This window comes from Micromonospora sp. NBC_01699, assembly GCF_036250065.1.
GTDB lineage: Bacteria > Actinomycetota > Actinomycetes > Mycobacteriales > Micromonosporaceae > Micromonospora_G.
Map to the genome: position 1 here is coordinate 2,638,010 of NZ_CP109199.1, position 21,457 is coordinate 2,659,466.

Here is a 21,457-nt window from a genome sequence, read left to right on the forward strand (position 1 = left end):
GAACCCCTTCCCACCGGAGAGCCCTCGCATGGCACGTCGCACCCGGCTTGATGCCGAACTCGTCCGCCGCGGTCTGGCCCGTTCCCGCGAGCAGGCCGCCTCGCTCGTAGAGGCCGGACGGGTCCAGGTCCGGGGGATGGCCGCCCACAAGGTGGCGGCCATGGTCGACCCGGCGGACGCGGTCCGGGTGATCGGTGACGACCCGACCCAGGAGTACGTATCCCGGGGCGGGCACAAGCTGGCCGGCGCGCTGGCCGCCTTCGGACCGGACGGGCTGGTGGTGACCGGTCGGCGGTGCCTGGACGCGGGCGCCTCCACCGGCGGGTTCACCGACGTCCTGCTGCGCAACGGCGCGGCCGAGGTGGTCGCGGTCGACGTCGGCTATGGGCAGATCGCCTGGTCGCTGCGGAGCGACGAGCGGGTACGGCTGTTCGAGCGGACCAACGTCCGTACGCTGACCCCCGAACTCATCGACGGTCAGGTCGACCTCACCGTGGCCGACCTGTCGTTCATCTCACTCCGGCTGGTGCTGCCCGCGCTGGCCGGCTGCACCAGCCCGGACGGCGACCTGGCGCTGATGGTCAAGCCGCAGTTCGAGGTCGGCCGGACCCGGGTCGGTCCGGGCGGGGTGGTACGGGACCCGGAACTGCGCGCCGAGGCCGTCTTCCACGTGGCCACCACCGCCGCCGACCTCGGCCTCGGTCTGGCTGGCGTGGCGGTGAGCCCGCTGCCGGGACCGAGTGGCAATGTGGAGTTCTTCGTCTGGCTGCGCCGGGGCGCACCACCCGCCGACGAGGAGCGGGTGCGCGCGGTGGTGACGGCCGGGCTGCCCGGCGACGGGCCGGCTACCCAGGAGGAGGTTCGATGAGCCGTACGGCACTGCTCGTCACGCACACCGGACGGCGGCGCAGCACCGAGCACGCCCGTACGGTCGCGGCGGACCTCATCGCCGCGGGCTTCGAGGTACGGGTGATCGCCGAGGAGGCCGAGGACCTCGACCTGCCCGGTGTGCTGCCGGTGAGTGGCGCGACCGCCGCCGAGGGCGCCGAGATCGTCTTCGCGCTCGGCGGTGACGGCACCTTCCTGCGCGCCGCCGACCTGGCCCGACCGGCCAAGGCGCCGCTGCTCGGGATCAACCTCGGCAAGGTCGGATTCCTGGCCGAGGCGGAGATCCACGACCTCGACCTGGCCGTTCGGGACGTGGTCAGCCGGGACTACACAGTGGACGAGCGGCTCACCCTCGACGTACGGGCCGAGTTCGAGGGCGGCCCGACGATCGAGTCCTGGGCGCTCAACGAGGCGAGTGTGGAGAAGGGCGAGCGGGCCCAGATGCTGGAGTTGATGGTCGACGTCGACGGCCGGCCGCTGTCCCGGTACGGCTGCGATGGAGTGGTGTGTGCCACCCCGACCGGCTCGACCGCGTACGCCTTCTCGGCCGGTGGGCCGGTGGTCTGGCCGGAGGTGGAGGCGCTGCTGCTGGTGCCGATCAGCGCACACGCCCTGTTCAGCCGGCCGCTGGTCACCGCACCCACGTCCACCTTCGTGATCACTGTGGACCCGTTCACCACCCTGGCCGTGCTCTGCTGCGACGGCCGGCGGGTCTACGACCTGCCGCCGGGCGCGCGGGTGACGGTGCAGCGCGGGGTGTTGCCGGTACGGATCGTCCGGCTCCGGCCGAGACCGTTCACCGACCGGCTGGTGGCCAAGTTCGGCCTGCCGGTGCAGGGCTGGCGCGGCGGCCGTAGCTGACGGGACGTGAGGTTGCGTTCTCGACTGCGTGATGAAACAGGCTCTTGTCACCTTTCGGACATTGTCCCACGTTGTCGGTGACACACCGGTGTCCTGACCTGACGCAGCGCTGTCCGATCCGGTTCTGTCCGGTCTTCGGGGCGCGGCGGGTCGGCGTTTCGTCGCGGTGGGACCCGGTCCCGGCCCGACCGCTCGGTTTGCTGCCGCCCGTCGGGTGGTCAAGTGTCGGGCCCCGCCACTACTGTCGGGTGCTGTGCTGGAAGAGCTTCGCATCACCGGGCTGGGCGTCATCGAGGACACCACACTGCCACTGACCAGTGGCATGAATGTCATCACGGGCGAGACGGGCGCGGGCAAGACGATGGTGGTGACCGGTCTCGGGCTGCTGTTCGGCGGCCGGGCCGACGCGGGACGGGTCCGGGCCGACCCCGGGCGGGCACTGGTCGAGGGGCGGCTGCGGCTGACCGAGCCGACCGCGACCGCGGTGCACACCCGGATCATCGACGCCGGCGGCGAGCCGGACGACGACGGCACGCTCATGCTCAGTCGTACCGTCACGGTCGAGGGGCGGTCGCGGGCCCACGTGGGCGGGCGCAGCATGCCGGTGGCGATGCTGACCGAGATCGGCGAGCAGGTGGTGGCCGTACACGGGCAGTCGGACCAGCTGCGCCTGCTGCGACCCGCCGAACAGCGCGCCTCGCTGGACCGGTTCGGTGGCCCCGAGCACGAGAAGCTGCTCGAAGCGCTGCGGGAGACGTACGCCCAGTGGCGCCGGGTCACCGACGACCTGGCCGACCGGCGGCGCAACGCCCGCGAGCGCCACCAGGAGGCGGACCTGCTCCGGCTCGGGTTGGACGAGATCACCCGGGTCGACCCGCAGGTCGGTGAGGACGACGACCTCAAGGCCGAGGCGCAGCGGCTGGAGCACGCCGAGGGGCTGCGGACTGCGGCGCAACTGGCACACCAGTGTGTCGCCGGTGGCACCGAGCCGGCGGACGAGACCCCGGACGTGACCGCGCTGCTGGGCACCGCCCGGCGGACGTTGGAGGCGCAGGCGGGGGTCGACCGGTTCCTCGGCGACCTGGCCGGTCGGCTGGCCGAGGTGGCGACGCTGGTCGGGGACGTCTCGGCCGAGCTGTCCGGCTATCTCGCCAGCCTGGACGCCGACCCGGCCCGGCTGGAGACGATCTACGAGCGGCGGGCCGCGCTGCGCGGCCTGACCCGCAAGTACGCCGACGACGTCGACGGGGTGGTGGCCTGGGCGGACCGGGCCCGGACCCGGCTGTCCGAGTTGGACACCTCGGACGATCTGCTTGAGGAGCTGGACCGGGAGCGGCTGCGGCTGGCCGGCGAGGTGGCCGAACTGGCCGCCCGGCTGTCGGCGGCCCGACGCGAGGCGGCGGTGCGGTTCGCCGAGCAGGTCAGTGTCGAGTTGGCCGGCCTGGCCATGCCGCACGCCCGGATCGAGGTGGCGGTGCTGCCCCGGCCGGTCGGGCGTACGGAACCGGCGCTGACGGTCAACGGGGCCGAGGTCGGAGTCGGGCCCGACGGTGCCGACGAGGTCGAACTGCGGCTGCTGGCCCATCCGGGGGCGCCCTCGCTGCCGTTGCAGCGCGGAGCCTCCGGCGGTGAGCTGTCCCGGGTCATGCTGGCCATCGAGGTGGTGTTCGCCGGCTCCGGTGGACCGCCGACGCTGGTCTTCGACGAGGTCGACGCGGGTGTCGGCGGGCAGGCGGCGGTGGAGATCGGGCGCCGGCTGGCCCGGTTGGCGCGCAGCCACCAGGTACTGGTGGTGACCCACCTGCCGCAGGTCGCGGCGTTCGCCGACCGGCACCTGGTGGTCCAGAAGGACACCGGTGGCGCGGTGACGACCAGCGGGGTGCGGGTGGTGGAGGACACCGACCGGGCCCGGGAACTGGCCCGGATGCTCGCGGGTTTGCCGGACTCGGATCTGGGTATCGCACACGCCGAGGAGTTGTTGGCCGTGGCGGCCAGGGACCGTCGCCCGTAGCGGGGAAATATGTGACATCTGGCACATCGATTCGGCAACGGATGTGCTTCCCTCAGGTAACGACCTGCTTGCGGCCCTGCTCAAGCATGTCGCGACCGATAAGTCGTGCTCGCGCATGCCAGGATGGTCCCGATGCGTCTACCCATCTTGCGCCGTACCCGGAGCGCGGAACCCGGCATCGTCGTGGGCACAGCCCGCCTCGATCGCCGGACCAAGCGCCTGGTCGGTCGTCTGCGCCCAGGTGAGATCGCGGTGATCGACCACGTCGACCTGGACCGGGTCGCGGCCGACTCGCTGGTCGCGGTCGGTGTCGCCGCCGTACTCAACGCGAAGCCCTCGGTTTCCGGTCGCTACCCCAACCTCGGGCCGGAGGTGCTGGTCAAGGCCGGCATCCCGCTCCTGGACGACCTGGGGGAGGACGTCTTCCAACTGGTCCGCGACGGCGACACGGTCCGGATCGACGGCAACACCGTGTTCATCGGCGACGAGCCGATCGCGCACGGTGGCCGGCAGGACCCGGAAACCGTGGCCAAGGCGATGGCCGACGCGCGGGAGGGACTCTCCGTGCAGTTGGAGGCATTCGCCGCCAACACCATGGACTATCTCAAGCAGGAACGTGACCTGCTGCTCGACGGGGTCGGGCTGCCCGACGTCGAGACCTCCATGCGCGGCCGGCACTGCCTGATCGTCGTACGCGGCTACGACTACAAGGCCGACCTCGACGTGCTGCGGCCGTACATCCGGGAGTTCAAGCCGGTCCTGATCGGCGTCGACGGGGGCGCGGACGCGCTGGTCGAGGCCGGGTACACGCCCGACATGATCATCGGTGACATGGACTCGGTCACCGACGACGTACTGCGCTGCGGCGCCGAGGTGATCGTGCACGCGTACCCGGACGGACGCGCACCCGGCCTGGCCCGGGTGCAGCAGCTCGGGGTCGCCGCCACCACCTTCCCGGCCGCGGCCACCAGCGAAGACCTCGCGATGCTGCTCGCCGACGGCAAGGGTGCCTCGCTGATCGTCGCGGTCGGCACCCACGCCACCCTGGTCGAGTTCCTGGACAAGGGCCGGGGCGGCATGGCCTCGACGTTCCTCACCCGGCTCAAGGTCGGTGGCAAGATGGTCGACGCCAAGGGAGTGAGCCGGCTCTACCGGCAGAACATCTCCGGCTCGTCGCTGCTGCTGCTGGTCCTGTCGGCGGTGGCCGCGATGGCCTCCGCGGTGGCGGTCTCGACCGTCGGCAAGGCCTATCTCGGAGTGGTCTCCGAATGGTGGGACAATCTGGTCTTCCAGCTCGGGCAGCTCTTCTAGGCCGTCCACGATCAAGGGGCTGCAAGCGTGATCAATTTTCGGTACCACGTGGTGTCCCTCACCGCGGTGTTCCTCGCCCTGGCCATCGGACTGGTGGTCGGTACGGCGGCGCTCAACGGCCCGGTCGCCGACTCGCTCAGCGCCAACGTCAACGCGCTGCGCAAGGACAACCAGCAGTTGCGCGAGACGGTCGGCAGCCTCCAGGAGGAGGTCACCCGCGAGGAGGACTACGCCCGGGAGACAGCGCCGGGCCTGCTCGGCGGCACCCTCACCGGCCGCCGGCTGCTCGTACTCGCCCTGCCCAGCGGGGAGAAACACGTCGACGGGGTGATCGAGATGCTCCGGCAGACCGGGGCCACCATCACCGGCCAGATCGACCTCCAGGACAAGTTCGTCAACCCGGACAACAGCGTCGACCTGCTCGGGCTCGCCGAACGGTCCGCCAAGCCCACGGTGCCGGCCAACGGCCTGCCGGGCAACAGCAACGGCGTCGAAACCTCCAGCGCGTTCCTGGCCGGTGCCGTACTCGACCGGCCGGACGGGATCACCGTCACCGACGCCGACCGCCGGGCCGTGCTCGACGCGTACGCCAACGCCGGGTACCTCACCGTCGGCGACAAGGTCGGCGGCCCGGCCGAGGCGGTCGTCCTGGTCAGCGGGCAGCCGTACGTCGACCGCGACTCCGCACAGAAGGACCAGGCCGTGGTGACCATGACCGAACAGTTCGACAAGGCGGTCCCGCTGATCGTCGCCGGCAGCGGCACCAGCGCCGGCAACGTGGTCGCGGCCGTCCGCGACGACCCCGCCCTGGCCAAGACGATCTCCACCGTCGACCACGCCAACACCCTCCAGGGACAGGTGGTCACCGCGATGGCGGCGATCGAGCAGATCGTCGTCAAGAAGGCCGGCCAGTACGGCCTCGGCGCCGGCGCCACCGACCTGCTGCCCCAACTGCCCCAGCGCCCCAAGTGATCGGCCAGCGGAGGGCCGGCCGCCGCTGGGTGGCCGGCGGTGCGGCGTTGGCCGCACGGATCGCCCTGCGCGCCGTCACCGGCCTACCGGTGGCACCGGCCCTGGAACGGACCAACTTCCGGGGCCGCACCGTCACCCTGGCCGGCGGACCGGCGCTCGCCACCGCCGCGTCCACGGCCGCCGCCCTGGGTGCGCCCAGCGCCCCGGTAGCGGCCGCCGCCCTGGTCGCCGGTCTCGGCTCCGGCGCGGTCGGGCTCTACGACGACGTGGTCGGCAACCGGCCCGAACAGAAAACCGCGAAGGGCTTCGCCGGACACGTCGGCGCCCTGCGCCAGGGGCGGGTCACCAGCGGTCTGGTCAAGGTCGCCGGTGTCGGCGCCGCCGGCCTGGCCGCCGCCGCCCTGCTCGCCGCCGACCCGACCGTACGGTCCCGGCGGTCCCGGCGAGGCCGGATCGGCCTGGTCACCGACGTACTGCTCGGCGCCGGGGTGATCGCCGGTACGGCCAACCTGGTCAACCTGTTCGACCTGCGCCCCGGCCGGGCCCTCAAGGCCGGCGTCCTGCTCGGCACCCCGCTGCTGCCCGGCCCGACCGGTGGGCTCGCCGCCGGTGCGGTCGGCGCCGCCGCCGGACTGCTGCCGGCCGACCTCAACGAGGAGATCATGCTCGGCGACAGCGGAGCCAACGCCCTCGGCGCGCTGCTCGGGGTGGCGCTGGCCGCCCGTACCGGGCCGGTGGGGCGGGCCGGGATCCTGACCGCCCTGGTAGCGCTGACCGCCGCCAGCGAGAAGGTCAGCTTCACCCAGGTCATCCAGAACACCCGGGGGCTGCGCGAGCTGGACGCCCTGGGCCGGCGACCCTCCTGACGTGGCGGCACCGGCACCCCTCGCCGGCGCCGGCCGGGTCGCCGGGGCAGCCGCGCTCATCGCCGTACTCACCGTGGCCAGTCGGCTGGCGGGCTTCGGGCGTACCGGAATCTTCACCTGGGTCGTCGGCAAGACGGACCTCGGCGGCGTCTACGTCGTCGCGAACACCGTGCCGAACATCGTCTTCGAGATCGTCGCCGGTGGGGCGCTGGCCAGTCTGGTCGTACCGCTGCTGGCCGGCGCGGTCGCGGCCGGTGACCGGCCCGCGGTCGCCCGGACCACCGGGGCGCTGCTGACCTGGACGGTGACGCTGCTGGTGCCGCTCGCGGTGCTGGTGGCGGTCTTCGCCGGGCCGATCGTGTCGCTGATCATCGGCGACCCGACCCCGGCGCAACGCACCGCCGGGGCCCGGATGTTGCAGGTCTTCGCCCCGCAACTACCGCTGTACGGGATCGGGATCGTGCTCACCGGCGTGCTCCAGGCGCACCGCCGGTTCGCCTGGCCGGTGCTCGCCCCACTGCTGTCCAGCCTCACCGTGATCGGCGTCTACCTGCTCTTCGGCGGCATCGAGGGCCGGCACGGCTCGATCGCCCAGGTGGACGTGAGCGGCCAGCTCATCCTGTCCGTGGGCACCACCCTCGGCGTGGTGGTGCTCTCCGGCTGCCTGCTCATCCCGGTCCGCCGGCTGCGCCTGCGCCCCCGACCCGGCTACGGCTTCAGTGCCGAGAACCGACGCCGGATCGGCGGGCTCGCGCTGGCCGGGGCGGTGACCGTCACCGGGCAACAGATCGCCCTGCTGGTCATGCTCCGCCTCGCCGTCGAGGCACAGGTCGACAACCCGGTGGTGCTCAACCTCGCCCAGACCATGTACCTGCTGCCCTGGGCGGTGCTGGCGGTGCCGCTGGCGGTGGCGGCGTACCCGACCCTGGTGGCCGCGTACGCGAACGGGGACGAGGAGACGTTCCGGCGTACCCTCGCCCCGACCACGCGCGGCGTGCTGCTGCTGAGCTGCCTCGGCGCGGCCGCCCTGGTCGTCACCGCCGAACCGGTCGCCCGGTTCTTCGACTTCGGCACCTCGTCCGCCGCCGCGATCGCCGGATTCGGGCCGGGTCTGCTCGGCTACGGTGTCTTCGCCGTCCTGTCCCGGGCCCTGTACGCCCGCGGCGACAACCGGACCGCGGCGCTCACCACCGCCGTCGGTTGGCTGGTCGTGCCGGTCGCCGCGGTACTGCTGTCCCAGCTGCTGCCGGACGCCGACCGGCTGGTGGCGGTCACCTCCGCCAACTCCCTCGGCATGCTCGTCCTCGGTGCCCTGCTGGTCGTGGTGGTGGCCCGCCGGGCCGGTCGGCCGATGCTCGACGGGCTGGCCCGCTCGGGCCTGGTCGGCCTCGCCGCCGGTGCCGCCGCCACCCTGGCCGGCATCGCGGTGCTGCGATTGCTGCCCGGACTGTTCGCCGGCACCCCGGCGAAGGTGGACGCGCTGCTTCAGGGCATGCTGTCCGGAGTTGTCGTGGGGGCGGTGTTCGTCGCCGTGGCGTACCCGCTGGACCGGCACGACGTACGGCCGATGATCGGTTCGGTGGGGCGGCGGCTGAGCCGACTGACCCGCCGACGACGATCCGGCGGCGGCCCCGACGGGCCCCGCCCCGGCCGGGGAGACGAAAAGGAGACGGTGTCGGGGTGAGCGCGAGGAGTGAGCTTGCGAGCCCCGCAGTCGCGAGCGGAAGGCCGGATTGGTGAGCGCGAGGAGCGGGCATTCGCGGCCGGTCGACGGCGGCTGGGCCGGTTGTGTGGTCCTGGTTCTCGCCTCCAGCACCGGGGGCGTCGGGCAGCACGTCACCTCGCTCGCGCGTGGACTGGTCGCGGGCGGTGCCACGGTCATCGTGTGCGGGCCCGTGGCGACCGAGGCGCAGTTCGCCTTCACCGCCACCGGAGCCCGGTTCGTCCCGATCGAGATTCCCGCCAACCCGACCCCGGCCGACGCCCGCGCGATCGCCGGGCTGCGCCGGGTGCTCGCCGGCCCGGTCGACGTCGTGCACGCCCACGGCCTGCGCGCCGGCCTGGTCGCGGCGCTCGCCCGGCCGACCCAGCCGCTCGTGGTCACCTGGCACAACGCCGTACTCGCCGGTGGACTGCGCGGCCGCGTCTCCCGCTGGGTGGAACGGCTCGTCGCCCGGCGGGCCCGGGTCGCCCTCGGAGCCTCCGCCGACCTGGTCGAGCGGGCCGTCACCCTCGGCGCCACCGACGCCCGGCTGGCGCCGGTCGCGGCACCGACCCTGCCCACCCCGTCCCGCGGCCGCGCGGCCGTACGGGCCGAGTTCGGGGTGGCGGCGGACCAGCCGCTGCTGCTGTCGGTCGGTCGGCTGCACCCGCAGAAGCGGTACGACGTACTGGCCGAGGCCGCGGCGCAGTGGCGTGACCTCGACCCGCCCCCGGTGGTGCTGATCGCCGGCAGTGGCCCGTCCTACCTGCCCCTGGCCGCCCACATCTCGCAGGTGCGGGCCCCGATCACCCTGCTCGGGCACCGTACCGACGTCGCCGACCTGCTGGCCGGGGCCGATCTCGCCCTGGTGACCAGCGACTGGGAGGCACGTCAGCTGTTCACCCAGGAGGCGCTGCACAGCGGCGTACCGCTGGTGGCCACCGCCGTCGGTGGCATTCCCGAACTCGTCGGGGACGCCGCCGTACTGGTGCCCGCGGGTGACGTCGACGCCCTCGACCGGGCGGTGCGCGACCTGATCGCCGACGACGGACGCCGGGCCGACCTGAGCCGGCGGGGGATGGCCCGGGCCGGGACCTGGCCCACCGAGGCGCACACCGTCGCCGAGGTCGCCGCGCTCTACGCCGAACTGGCGCCCACCCCCGCGCTGCCGTCCGACCTGTCGCCCCGCCGCGACCACGGGCGCGGCTGATGCTGCGTCGACTCGTGCCGGTGCTGCTGACCGCGGCCGTCGTGGTGTCGGCCGTGGCGGCGCTGGTGGTCCGGCCGTCCGGTGGCGCCCCGCAGCGCACCGCCGACTACGTGGTGGTGGCCGGGGTGGCGGGGCTGCGCTGGGAGGACGTCAGCCCGCAGACCACGCCGACCCTGTGGCGAATGGCCGAGCGGGGATCGATCGGCTCGCTGTCGGTGCGTTCGGGGCGGCAGCCGACCTGCCCGGTGGACGGCTGGCTGACCCTCGGCGCCGGCAACTACGCGGCCTGGGACGGTACGCCGCTCAACGGCGACTGCACGGCTGCGCAGGTGACCGTCGAGCAGCCGGACGGCATCGGCGCCAACCTGCCCGGTCAGCAGGCCGCCGTCCGTTACAACAAGGAACGGCAACCGTGGGGGGCCATCCCCGGCGCGTTGGCCGAGTCGGTCCGCTGCACGGTCGCGGTCGGTCCCGGCGCCGCGGTCGCCGCCGCCCGCCCGTTCGGCCGGGTCGACCGGTACGCCCCGACGCTGCCGGCGAACCCCGCCGAACTGCTCGCCTCGTGCGTGCTCAGCATCGTCGACCTGGGCGCCGTCACCGGCGACGACCCGGCCGTACGCGCCGCCGCCGCCCGCCGCGCCGACGCCGCGCTGGCCCGGGTGCTGGCGGCCCGACCCGCACGCTCGCTGGTCCTGGTGGCCGGCATCTCCGACACCGACCAGACGTCCCGGCTGCACGTCGCGGTCGCCGACGGTCCCGGCTGGTCCGGCGGCTGGCTCACCTCGTCCGGCACCGGCCGGGACGGCTACGTCCAGCTCATCGACCTGGCACCGACCGCGCTGGCCGCGGTCGGCCGGCCGATGCCCGAGCGACTGTTCCTCGGCCAGGCGGCGACCGCCGCACCCGGCCGACCGGCGGACCTGGCCACGGCTATCGCCCGACCGGCGGACGCGGACCGGGAGGCGGGCGCGCAGCGGCGGGTGGCGAGCTGGTTCTTCGCCCTGCTGGCCGGGTTCCAGACCCTGCTGGCCATCGCGGTGCTGCCGCTGCTGCGGCGGGCCCGCCGACGAGCCGGTCCGGTCGGCCCCGCCCCGGTCTCCCGGCGGGTGGTCGCGGTGGTCGAGGTGCTGCTCATCGCCGCCGCGCTGGCGATCCCGGCGGCCCTGGTCGCCGACGTGGTGCCGTGGTGGCGGGCGGACCTCGGCGGCCTCTACTTCGGCCTGGTCACCGTGCTGGTCCTGGCCATCGGTACGGCAGCGGTCCGGCTCGCGGGGAGCTACGGACGTACGCTCGGTCCGATGGGCAGCGTCGCCGGGCTGGCCGTGCTCGTGGTCGGGGTGGACGTGGTGACCGGTGCCCGGTTGCAGCTCAACGGGGTGGCCGGCTACTCCGCCCTGGCGGGCGGCCGGTACGCCGGGCTCGGCACCGTCGGGCTCGGGGTCTTCGTCGCCGGCATCCTGCTCACCGCCGGTTGCCTGGCGCAGCAGGTCCGCCGCAGCTGGCGGCCGGCGGTCGTGGTGCTGGTCGGCGGCATCGGGTTGGTCGTGATCGGCAGCCCGTATCTCGGTGCCGACCCGGTCGGCGCGGTCGCGCTCACCGCCGGGGTCTGCGTCGCCGCGGCGATGAGTACCGGTGGCTGGTTGACGCTGGGCCGGCTGACCTGGGCGACCCTGGCCGGGCTGGCGGTGACGATCGGGTTCGCCGTACTCGACATGCGCCGGCCGGACGGCCAGCAGGGGAGCCTGGGCCGGTTCCTCGGCGCGGTCGCCGACGGTACGAGCGGCCTGACCGTACACCGCTCCGGTACGGCGAACCTGGACGCGCTGTTCGGCAGCCCGCTGACCGTACTCGCCCTGGTCGGCGCGGTGCTGGTGTGGTTCGCCCAGCTACGGCCCTGGGGTGGGCTCAAGCGCCTGTTCGGTATCTATCCGGCGATTCGGGCCGGGATGGCCGGGATAGCGGTTGCCGCGCTGATCGGCGGGCTGCTCGGCGGTTCGGCCCTGAACGTCGCCGGGGCGGCCGCCGCGCTGACCGTACCGCTGGCCGCGCTGGCCGCGCTGCGGGTGCTCGACCACGCGGCCGACCGTACCCAGCCGTCGGTCGAGGCGGCGGCCGAGATCGGTCGGATCCCCTCCGAACCGCCACCGCCGGAGTCGGCCCGGAAAACACCGGAGTCGGCCCGGAAGACGCCGGCGCCGGGTTCGGCCGAGGCCAGCCGGTCATAGCCGCGCCGGGCGGGTTGGCCCGGATCGGGGTGGGCTGGTCAGGCCGGGGCGGGTTGGTCCCGGTCAGGGCGGGTAGGTGGGTGCGACCGGCGGGCCCGGCCGCAATGGTGTTACCGTGGAATCCCGTGGATCGCGTGATCATTTTCCTGATCAACACGACGGTCTGCACGACCGCAACGGACGACCACGGGAGCAGGCGTTGGCCCCATCAGCACGGACGACCAAGCACATTTTCGTCACCGGGGGCGTCGCCTCCTCGCTCGGCAAGGGCCTGACCGCCTCCAGCCTCGGCAACCTGTTGACCGCGCGCGGTCTGCGGGTGGTGATGCAGAAGCTGGACCCGTACCTCAACGTCGACCCGGGCACGATGAACCCGTTCCAGCACGGTGAGGTGTTCGTCACCGACGACGGTGCCGAGACGGACCTCGACGTCGGCCACTACGAGCGGTTCCTCGACCGGGCCCTGTCCGGCAAGGCGAACGTCACCACCGGCCAGATCTACTCGGCGGTGATCGCCAAGGAGCGGCGCGGGGAGTATCTCGGCGACACGGTCCAGGTGATCCCGCACATCACCAACGAGATCAAGGCCCGGATCCGGTCGATGGCCGACGCCGACGAGGACGGCCGTACGCCGGACGTGGTGATCACCGAGGTGGGTGGCACGGTCGGTGACATCGAGTCGCTGCCGTTCCTTGAGGCGATCCGCCAGGTACGCCACGACATCGGTCGGGACAACTGCTTCTACCTGCACGTCTCGCTGGTGCCGTACCTGGCGCCGTCGGGCGAGCTGAAGACCAAGCCGACCCAGCACTCGGTGGCCGCGCTGCGCAACATCGGCATCCAGCCGGACGCCATCGTGTGCCGTTCGGACCGGGAGATCCCGGACACGCTCAAGCACAAGCTGTCGCTCTACTGCGACGTCGACCGGGAGGCGGTCATCGCCGCCCCGGACGCGCCGAGCATCTACGACATCCCGAAGGTGCTGCACAACGAGGGGCTCGACGCGTACGTCGTACGCCGGCTCGGGCTCTCCTTCCGGGACGTGGCCTGGCGCGGCTGGGACGACCTGCTGGAACGGGTGCACCACCCGCACCACACGGTCAAGGTCGCCCTGGTCGGCAAGTACGTCGACCTGCCGGACGCGTACCTGTCGGTGAGCGAGGCGATCCGGGCCGCCGGCTTCGGCCACCGGGCCCGGGTGGAGCTGCGCTGGGTGCCCAGCGACGAGTGCGTCAGCCCGTCCGGTGCCGCCGCGGCGCTGGCCGGCGTGGACGGGATCGTCATTCCCGGCGGCTTCGGCGTACGCGGCATCGAGGGCAAGATCGGCGCCTCCCGGTACGCCCGGGAGAACGGGATCCCGATCCTCGGGCTCTGCCTCGGCCTCCAGTGCATGACCATCGAGGTGGCCCGCCATCTCGGTGGGCTGGAGGGGGCCAACTCGTTGGAGTTCGACGAGCAGGCCCGGCACCCGGTGATCGCCACCATGGCCGACCAGGAGGACATCGTCGCCGGCAAGGGCGACCTGGGCGGCACCATGCGGCTGGGCGCGTACCCGGCGAGGCTCGCCGAGGGCTCGATCGTGGCCCAGGCGTACGGCGACACCGAGGTCAGCGAGCGGCACCGGCACCGGTACGAGGTGAACAACGCCTACCGGGACGCGTTGACCAAGGCCGGTCTGGCGATCTCCGGCACCTCGCCGGACGGCCGGCTGGTCGAGTTCGTCGAACTGGACCGGACGCTGCACCCGTTCTTCGTGGCGACCCAGGCGCATCCGGAGCTGAAGAGCCGGCCGACCCGGCCGCATCCGCTGTTCGCCGCGTTCGTCGGCGCGGTCGTCGGGTACTCCGCCGCCGACCAGCTCCCGGTGGAGCTGAGCGGAGCGGCCACCGTGGCGGTGGCCGAGCCGGCCAGGGTCACCGGGGACTCCGCTGAGCCGGATCAGCAGGCTCCCCGCGCCGGCCAGAACGGCAGCGGGCGTCAGTCGAAGGCGCGGTCGACCTCGTGAGCGCCCCGGCGCCGGGCGAGCACCGCTACGAGGTGCGTTCCCGTACGGAAAGATTCTCCGGCCCGGTCTTCTCGGTCGTCACCGACGAGGTCACCATGCCCGGTGGTCGGGTGGCCGACCGCGACTACGTACGGCACGTGGGCGCGGTCGGGGTGGTCGCGCTGGACGACGAGGGCCGGGTGGTGTTGATCCGGCAGTACCGGCACGCGGTCGGCCGGATGCTCTGGGAGCTGCCGGCGGGCCTGGTCGACGTGGCGGGGGAGGCGCTGCCGGCGGCTGCCCTGCGCGAGCTGGGCGAGGAGGTCGACCTCACCGCCGGCCGGATCGACCTCCTGGTCGACCTGCACACCTCGCCGGGTGCCTCGACCGAGCTGATCCGGGTCTTCCTGGCCCGGCAGCTCGCCGAGGTGCCGGCGGAGCAGCGGCACGAGCGCCGGGACGAGGAGGCGGACATGCAGGTGGTCCGGGTCGAGCTCGACCGGGCGGTGGCGATGGCGCTGGCCGGCGAGATCACCAACGCGGCCTGTGTCGCCGGTGTGCTGGCTGCGGCTCGGGCCCGCGACGCCGACTGGGCCCCGCTGCGCCCGGCCGACGCCCCGCTGCCCGGCTGACCGGTCGCTCGCCGGCCCGCTCCGGTGGTTCCGGTCGAGAGCTGATCTGGAGTAAGCCGGTCCCCGCCGTTGTTGGACGAGACGGCGGGGACCGGCTTTTTCGGCATCCGGGCCACCGTGGTGGGCGTGCCAACCGCCGGTACGGCTGACACATCGTCAAGATCAACCGTTACTGGCTGTCACACTGGCGGCTGCTCGACCCTCGCGGCGGTTCTAGACTGCCGCCGGCGGTACTGGCGGACCGCGACGGCAACGGAGCCGGCGCGCGCCCAACGGCCGGGGGTACCCCGACCCCGGAAGGAAGGTGTCTCATCGTGAAGGTCGGAATCCCACGCGAGGTCAAGAACCACGAGTACCGCGTGGCGATCACCCCGGCGGGGGTGCACGAGTTCATCCGCGGCGGCCACGAGGTGTTTGTCGAGGCCGGGGCCGGGATCGGTTCGTCGATCACCGACGAGGAGTTCGCCACGGCCGGTGCGACGATCCTGGGCAGCGCGGACGAGGTCTGGGGCACCGCCGAACTGGTCCTCAAGGTCAAGGAACCGATCGCGCAGGAGTACCACCGGATGCGTCCGGGGCAGGTGCTCTTCACGTACCTGCACCTGGCGGCGTCGAAGGAGTGCACCGACGCGCTGCTGACCCGGGGCGTCACCGGCATCGCGTACGAGACGGTGGAGACCGCCGACCGGGCGCTGCCACTGCTCGCCCCGATGTCCGAGGTCGCCGGGAGGCTCGCCCCGCAGGTCGGCGCGTACCACCTGATGCGCTCCGGCGGCGGGCGCGGCGTGCTGATGGGCGGCGTCTCCGGCGTGTACGCGGCCAAGACGGTGGTGATCGGTGCCGGCGTCTCCGGGATGAACGCCGCCGCCATCGCGCTCGGCCTCCAGGCCGAGGTGCTGCTGCTGGACCGCAACGTCAACCGGCTGCGCCAGGCCGACGCCATCTACCGGGGCCACCTGCAAACGGTGGCCTCCAACGCGTACGAGATCGAACGGGCCGTGCTCGACGCGGACCTGGTCATCGGCGCGGTGCTGGTGCCGGGCGCGAAGGCCCCGACCCTGATCTCCAACGACCTGGTCTCCCGGATGAAGCCCGGCAGCGTGCTGGTCGACATCTCGATCGACCAGGGCGGCTGCTTCGAGGACTCCCGGCCGACCACCCACGACAACCCGGTCTACCCGGTGCACAACTCGCTGTTCTACTGCGTGGCGAACATGCCCGGCGCGGTCCCGCACACCAGCACCTACGCGCTGACCAACGTCACCCTGCCGTACGCCCTCGAACTGGCCAACCACGGCTGGCGCGAGGCGCTGCGCCGGGACCCGGCCCTGGCCCTCGGCCTCAACACCCACGACGGCCAGGTCACCTACGGCCCGGTCGCCGAGGCACACGGCATGGCCAGCGTCGCCCTCGCGGACGTGCTGGCCTGAGCCGGCGCACAGCCGGCGCAACGGGTCGCGGGCACACGGAAGGGATCGGAGCCTGACCGGACGTCAGACGCGGGAGACCGGAGACGGGGCGGTGCAACCGTCTCCGGCCCTGCGTCGTGCCGTACGCGGCTACCTCGACCACCTCACCGTCGAACGTGGGCTGTCGGCGAACACGCTCTCGGCGTACCGTCGGGATCTGGACCGCTACCTGGTCGAACTGGCCGGCGGCGGGGTGATCGACCTGGCCGTGGTCGCGCCGGCCGACATCACCGGCTACGTCGCCCGGCTGCGCGACGGTGACGACCGGCACCCGCCGCTGGCGGCGGCCTCGGCCGCCCGCGCGGCCAGCGCGGTCCGGGGCCTGCACCGGTTCGCGCTGCGCGAGGGGCTGGTCGGCGAGGACGCCAGCCGGGACGTCCGCCCGGCCGTGCCGACCCGCCGCCTACCCCGGGCGCTGGACGTGACCGAGGTGGTCCGGCTGCTGGAGACGCCGACACCGGACGGCGCGGATGCCGTCGCCGGCCCGCTGGCGCTGCGGGACCGGGCCCTGCTGGAATTCCTCTACGGCACCGGGGCCCGGATCTCCGAAGCGGTCGGCGCGGCAGTCGACGACCTGGACCTCGGCCTCGACCACCCGACGCCGACGGGCGGTTCGGGCGGGGCACCGGTGGAGGGAACCGCGATCCTGCACGGCAAGGGCGGCCGGACCCGCACCGTGCCGATCGGCGGATACGCCACCGAGGCGCTGCGCGCCTACCTGCTCCGGGCCCGGCCGCTGCTGGTGGCCGCCGGCCGCGGCACCCCCGCGGTCTTCCTCAACGCCCGTGGCGGGGCGCTGTCCCGGCAGAGCGCCTGGACCATCCTGCGCGGGGCGGCACAGCGCGCCGGCCTGCCGGTCGACGGCCCGCGCGCGGTCTCACCCCACACCCTGCGCCACTCGTACGCGACCCACCTGCTCGACGGCGGCGCCGACGTACGCGTGGTGCAGGAACTGCTCGGCCACGCCTCGGTGACCACGACCCAGGTGTACACGTTGGTGACCGTGGAGCGGCTGCGCGAGGTGTACGCTACGGCGCACCCGCGGGCCCGAGCCTGACCGGCGGATCTACCCTTGGCATCCCGTAGCGTCGACACGCCGGCCCGGTGCCCGCAGGGGTGACGGGACGTGGCGTACAGTCGGGATCGGCGCGGGCCTCCTGGGGCGGCAATCGAGGTTCGTAGCGGCGCCGCGCAGGACGCCAAACGGCTCCGACGCGCAGTCGTCGGTAAGGGGGCGGACAAGCACATGGCTGGCAACGGTGACCGGGCCGAGGCGTGGACCTCCACACTCCGTGAACAGCAGTCCGCCCTGGACTTCGGCAACGACCTCGCCCCCGCGGACCCGACCGCGTACACCATGCGCAAGCCCATCCCGGAGCCGATGCCGACCGACCGGCACGGACCGGCCCGGATCCTGGCGCTGGCCAACCAGAAGGGTGGTGTGGGCAAGACCACCACCACCATCAACCTGGGCGCCGCCCTCGCCGAGTACGGCCGCAAGGTCCTGCTGGTCGACTTCGACCCGCAGGGCGCCCTCTCGGTCGGGCTGGGCGTCAACCCGCACAACCTCGACCTGTCGGTCTACAACCTGCTGATGCAGGACGACGTCACCGCCGAGGACGTCCTGATCAAGACCGACGTGGCCGGACTGCACCTGCTGCCCGCCAACATCGACCTCTCCGCGGCCGAGATCCAGCTCGTCAACGAGGTCGCCCGGGAGATGGCCCTGGCCCGGGTGCTGCGCACGGTGCGCAAGGAATACGACTACATCCTGATCGACTGCCAGCCGTCACTGGGCCTGCTCGCGATCAACGCGCTGACCGTCGCCCACGGGGTGCTCATCCCGCTGGAGTGCGAGTTCTTCAGCCTGCGCGGGGTGGCCCTGCTGCTCGACACGATCGACAAGGTGCGCGAGCGGCTCAACTTCGACCTGGAGTTGGAAGGCATCCTCGCCACCATGTACGACAGCCGTACCACCCACTGCCGGCAGGTGCTGCAACGCGTGGTGGAGGCATTCGGCGACAAGGTCTACCAGACGGTGATCACCAAGACCGTGAAGTTCCCCGAGTCCACCGTCGCCGGTGCCCCGATCACCACGATGGACCCGGCTTCGTCGGGAGCGCGCAACTACCGACAACTGGCCCGCGAGGTGATCGCGCAGCAGGCCGAGCGGTAGCCGGCCATTGCCCACCCAACCCGTAGACTACGGTCGTCGGGTGACCGTCCAGCCCGCCGAGCCGCCACCGGTCGACCCGACCGACGCAGCCGCCACGCAGCCGGACCCCGTCATCCCACCCACGCAACCGTCGGATCCCGCCGCCGCAACGGCGGAGGTGCCGGCGACCGGGTTCACCGTACGGCTGGCCAACTTCACCGGACCGTTCGACCTGCTGTTGCAGTTGATCGGCAAGCACAAGCTGGACGTGACCGAGGTCGCCCTGCACCGGGTCACCGACGAGTTCATCGCGTACATCCGGGCGATGGGCGACGACTGGGACCTCGACGAGGCCAGCGAGTTCCTGCTCATCGCCGCGACCCTGCTCGACCTCAAGGCGGCCCGGCTGCTGCCCGCCGCCGAGGTCGAGGACGAGGAGGACCTCGCCCTGCTGGAGGCGCGTGACCTGCTCTTCGCCCGGTTGCTTCAGTACAGGGCGTTCAAGGAGGCGGCGAGCCACATCGCCGGCCTGGAGGCGGTCGGGTCCCATCGCTACCCGCGGGCGGTCAGCCTGGAGGACCGGTACGCCCAGGCGCTGCCCGACCTGGTCCTCGGCATCGGACCGGCGCGGCTGCTGAAGCTCGCCATCAGGGTGATGACCCCGAAACCGGCGCCGGTGGTCTCCGTCGCGCACATCCACCAGGTGCGGGTCAGCGTCCGGGAACACGCCGCGATCCTGCGCGACCGGCTGCGCCGGATGGGCACCGCGACCTTCGAACTGCTCTGCGCCGACTGCGAGACCACCCTTGAGGTGGTCGCCCGTTTCCTGGCCCTGCTGGAGCTGTACCGGGACGGCCTGGTCGGATTCACCCAGGTGCAGGCCCTGGGCGAGCTGACCGTACGGTGGACCGGCCCCGCCCACGGCGGCGCCGAACTCGACATCGACGAGTACGCCGGCGCGCCCGCCCCGCCGGCTCCCGACGACCCGTCAGCGCCGGAAGAGTCGGCGGCGCTGCCGGTGGCGACGGACGATACGGCGACGCCGGAGGACTCGCTGCCGGTGGCGACGGACGGTACGTCAACGCCGGAGGGTTCGCTGCCGGTGGCGACGGACGGTACGTCAATGCCGGAGGTCGCCGAGGTGGTGCGACCGGGGGCGGCGCGGCCTCGCGAGACGGGAAGCAGCGGTCCGACCGCGGAGGAGGACCTACCGCAATGACGAGCGACGAGCGTCGGGACGCCCCGGATGCCCCGGACTCCCTGGCCGACCAGGCCGCCGCCTGGGTGCCGCCGTGGGCCCGGCAGGCGGCGGTGCCGGCCGACCGGTCCGCGAATCCACCCGACCGGTCCGCGAATCCACCCGATTCCGCCGCAGCCGAGCCGGCTGCCGACCCGGTTGAGCCGGCGGAGGATGTCGCGGACGAGGTCGACGTGGACGAGGTCGATGGTGCGTCGGCTCGGTCCGATTCCGCTGACCCGGTGTCCTCGGCGGCCGCAGCCGGCCCCGTGGACGTTCCTCCTCTCGCCGCACCCGAGACGGCGCGGAGCGCGGCGGAACAGGAAACGGCCGACGCCCCGGCGCTGAGTGACAGCGACGAACTGCGGGCGGCGCTGGAAGCGATCCTGCTGGTGGTCGACGAACCGGTCGCGGAGATCGTGCTCGCCCAGGTACTGGAGCAGCCGATCAATCGGGTCGCCGCTATGCTCGAACAGTTGTCCGCCGACTACACCGAGGCCGGGCACGGGTTCGACCTTCGGCGGGCGGCCGGCGGTTGGCGGCTCTACACCCGTCCGGAATACGCCACGTACGTCGAGCGGTTCGTACTCAACGGGCAGGCGGTAAGACTCACCCAGGCTGCGCTGGAGACCCTGGCGGTGGTGGCCTACAAGCAACCGGTCACCCGGTCACGGATCTCGGCCATCCGAGGTGTCAACTGCGACGGGGTGATCCGTACCCTGGTCGCGCGTGGCCTGGTCGAGGAGTGCGGCAGCGAACCGGACAGCGGTGCCTTCCTCTACCGTACGACGACGCTGTTCCTGGAGAAGCTCGGGCTGAACACGGCCGACGAGCTCCCCCCGCTGGCCCCGTTCCTCCCCGACGATCTGGAAGAGATAGCCGATGCCCCGCGATGACAGCCGTACCCGTGTGACCCGCGCCGCAGTGAGGGCGACCGGTCCATCGAGCGGCGGCGGTGCCCAACGGGGGGAACCGGACGCACGGGAGGGCGCCGAGCGGCTACAGAAGGTGCTCGCCGCGGCGGGAGTCGGCTCCCGCCGGGCCTGCGAAGATCTGATCTTCCGCCGTCGGGTCACCGTCGACGGGAAGGTCGCCCAGCTCGGCGACAAGGTCGACCCGGCCACGGCGGTGATCCACGTCGACGGCGAGCGGCTGGTCACCGACACCCGGCTGGTCTACCTGGCGATGAACAAGCCCCGTGGGGTGGTCTCGACCATGGCCGACGAGAAGGGGCGGTCGGCACTCGCCGACTTCCTCGACCGGGTGGAGCAACGGGTCTACCACGTCGGGCGGCTCGATGCCGACAGCGAGGGCCTGCTCCTGCTCACCAACGACGGCACCCTGGCCCACCGCCTCATGCACCCCTCGTACGGGGTGTCAAAGACCTACCTGTGCGAGGTGGCCGGGCCGCTGCCCCGCTCCGTCGGTCGGCGACTCCAGAGCGGGGTGGAACTGGAGGACGGGCCGGCGCGGGTCGACTCGTTCAAGTTGATCGACACGCTCGGGAAGACCGCCCAGATCGAAATCACCCTGCACGAGGGGCGCAAGCACATCGTGCGCCGGTTGCTGGACGAGGTGGGGCACCCGGTGTCCCGGTTGATCCGGACCGAGATCGGACCGATCCGGCTGGGGGATCTGCGCTCCGGGCGTACCCGTCGCCTCACCAACGCCGAGGTGGCCGCGCTGTTCAAAGCGGTCGACGTCGACGACTGACCACGGCGGGATCGGGCGGCCGGGCAGGAAGCCGAACCGGCTCCGCCCCGCTGGCATCGGGTGATCCGGATGGTGGTGCTGATTCCGCCCGGAACGGCACCGGGCGTACTCACCGTGGCGAGCTGTGCGCTGGCCCGCGTCTGTCCGGGTACGGACCGAACCGGATACTCGGTTGGATTCCGCTCCGGACGTCGTGCGGCGCCGGAAACGGTGCTTACTCC

General features: G+C 72.8%; 16 protein-coding genes and 1 pseudogene. All 17 read left to right on the forward strand.

What is annotated here, in order from left to right; translation table 11 throughout:
• Positions 1-28: 28 nt before the first annotated feature.
• Entirely contained in the window at positions 29-868 is an 840-nt protein-coding gene (locus tag OG792_RS11855; protein ID WP_329109442.1) for a TlyA family RNA methyltransferase, read from the forward strand.
• Positions 865-1,749: an NAD kinase gene (locus tag OG792_RS11860; RefSeq protein WP_329109443.1), complete on the forward strand. Its 885-nt coding sequence runs from the start codon at positions 865-867 to the stop codon at positions 1,747-1,749. Before OG792_RS11855 ends, OG792_RS11860 begins: the two co-directional genes overlap by 4 nt.
• Positions 1,750-2,002: 253 nt before the next feature.
• Positions 2,003-3,760, forward strand: coding sequence for a DNA repair protein RecN (gene recN, locus OG792_RS11865; protein ID WP_329109444.1), 1,758 nt, complete (start codon positions 2,003-2,005; stop codon positions 3,758-3,760).
• A gap of 132 nt (positions 3,761-3,892) precedes the next feature.
• Positions 3,893-5,071 carry a putative cytokinetic ring protein SteA gene (gene steA / locus OG792_RS11870; protein WP_329109446.1) on the forward strand — a complete coding sequence of 393 codons (1,179 nt, stop codon included), beginning with the start codon at positions 3,893-3,895 and terminating at the stop codon, positions 5,069-5,071.
• 27 nt (positions 5,072-5,098) lie between these two features.
• The gene (locus OG792_RS11875) at positions 5,099-6,043 is read left to right on the forward strand and encodes a copper transporter (protein ID WP_329109448.1); all 945 of its coding nucleotides are present in this window, start codon (positions 5,099-5,101) and stop codon (positions 6,041-6,043) included.
• Positions 6,043-6,909 carry a hypothetical protein gene (locus OG792_RS11880; RefSeq protein WP_329111221.1) on the forward strand — a complete coding sequence of 289 codons (867 nt, stop codon included), beginning with the start codon at positions 6,043-6,045 and terminating at the stop codon, positions 6,907-6,909. The genes OG792_RS11875 and OG792_RS11880 overlap by 1 nt, the downstream gene beginning before the upstream one ends.
• Position 6,910: 1 nt before the next feature.
• Positions 6,911-8,593 (forward strand): murein biosynthesis integral membrane protein MurJ, encoded by a 1,683-nt coding sequence (gene murJ / locus OG792_RS11885; RefSeq protein ID WP_329109450.1) that lies wholly within the window; start codon positions 6,911-6,913, stop codon positions 8,591-8,593.
• 52 nt (positions 8,594-8,645) lie between these two features.
• Positions 8,646-9,821, forward strand: coding sequence for a glycosyltransferase family 4 protein (locus tag OG792_RS11890; RefSeq protein WP_329109451.1), 1,176 nt, complete (start codon positions 8,646-8,648; stop codon positions 9,819-9,821).
• Positions 9,821-12,321, forward strand: a pseudogene (locus OG792_RS11895) (hypothetical protein). Before OG792_RS11890 ends, OG792_RS11895 begins: the two are co-directional and overlap by 1 nt.
• A complete protein-coding gene (locus tag OG792_RS11900) occupies positions 12,246-14,051 on the forward strand; it encodes a CTP synthase (RefSeq protein ID WP_329109453.1) in 1,806 nt (601 codons plus the stop codon). Before OG792_RS11895 ends, OG792_RS11900 begins: the two are co-directional and overlap by 76 nt.
• Positions 14,048-14,662 (forward strand): NUDIX hydrolase, encoded by a 615-nt coding sequence (locus OG792_RS11905; protein WP_329109454.1) that lies wholly within the window; start codon positions 14,048-14,050, stop codon positions 14,660-14,662. Before OG792_RS11900 ends, OG792_RS11905 begins: the two co-directional genes overlap by 4 nt.
• Before the next feature lie 314 nt (positions 14,663-14,976).
• Entirely contained in the window at positions 14,977-16,092 is a 1,116-nt protein-coding gene (gene ald / locus OG792_RS11910) for an alanine dehydrogenase (protein WP_329109455.1), read from the forward strand.
• 91 nt (positions 16,093-16,183) lie between these two features.
• The gene (locus tag OG792_RS11915) at positions 16,184-17,188 is read left to right on the forward strand and encodes a site-specific tyrosine recombinase XerD (RefSeq protein WP_329109457.1); all 1,005 of its coding nucleotides are present in this window, start codon (positions 16,184-16,186) and stop codon (positions 17,186-17,188) included.
• A gap of 189 nt (positions 17,189-17,377) precedes the next feature.
• On the forward strand, positions 17,378-18,307 hold the full coding sequence (locus OG792_RS11920) for a ParA family protein (RefSeq protein ID WP_329109458.1): 930 nt from the start codon (positions 17,378-17,380) through the stop codon (positions 18,305-18,307).
• Positions 18,308-18,347: 40 nt separating this feature from the next.
• Positions 18,348-19,505 (forward strand): segregation and condensation protein A, encoded by a 1,158-nt coding sequence (locus tag OG792_RS11925; RefSeq protein ID WP_442932402.1) that lies wholly within the window; start codon positions 18,348-18,350, stop codon positions 19,503-19,505.
• On the forward strand, positions 19,502-20,419 hold the full coding sequence (gene scpB, locus OG792_RS11930; protein ID WP_329109459.1) for an SMC-Scp complex subunit ScpB: 918 nt from the start codon (positions 19,502-19,504) through the stop codon (positions 20,417-20,419). The genes OG792_RS11925 and scpB overlap by 4 nt, the downstream gene beginning before the upstream one ends.
• Entirely contained in the window at positions 20,406-21,236 is an 831-nt protein-coding gene (locus OG792_RS11935; RefSeq protein WP_329109460.1) for a pseudouridine synthase, read from the forward strand. The genes scpB and OG792_RS11935 overlap by 14 nt, the downstream gene beginning before the upstream one ends.
• The last annotated feature ends 221 nt before the right edge of the window (positions 21,237-21,457 follow it).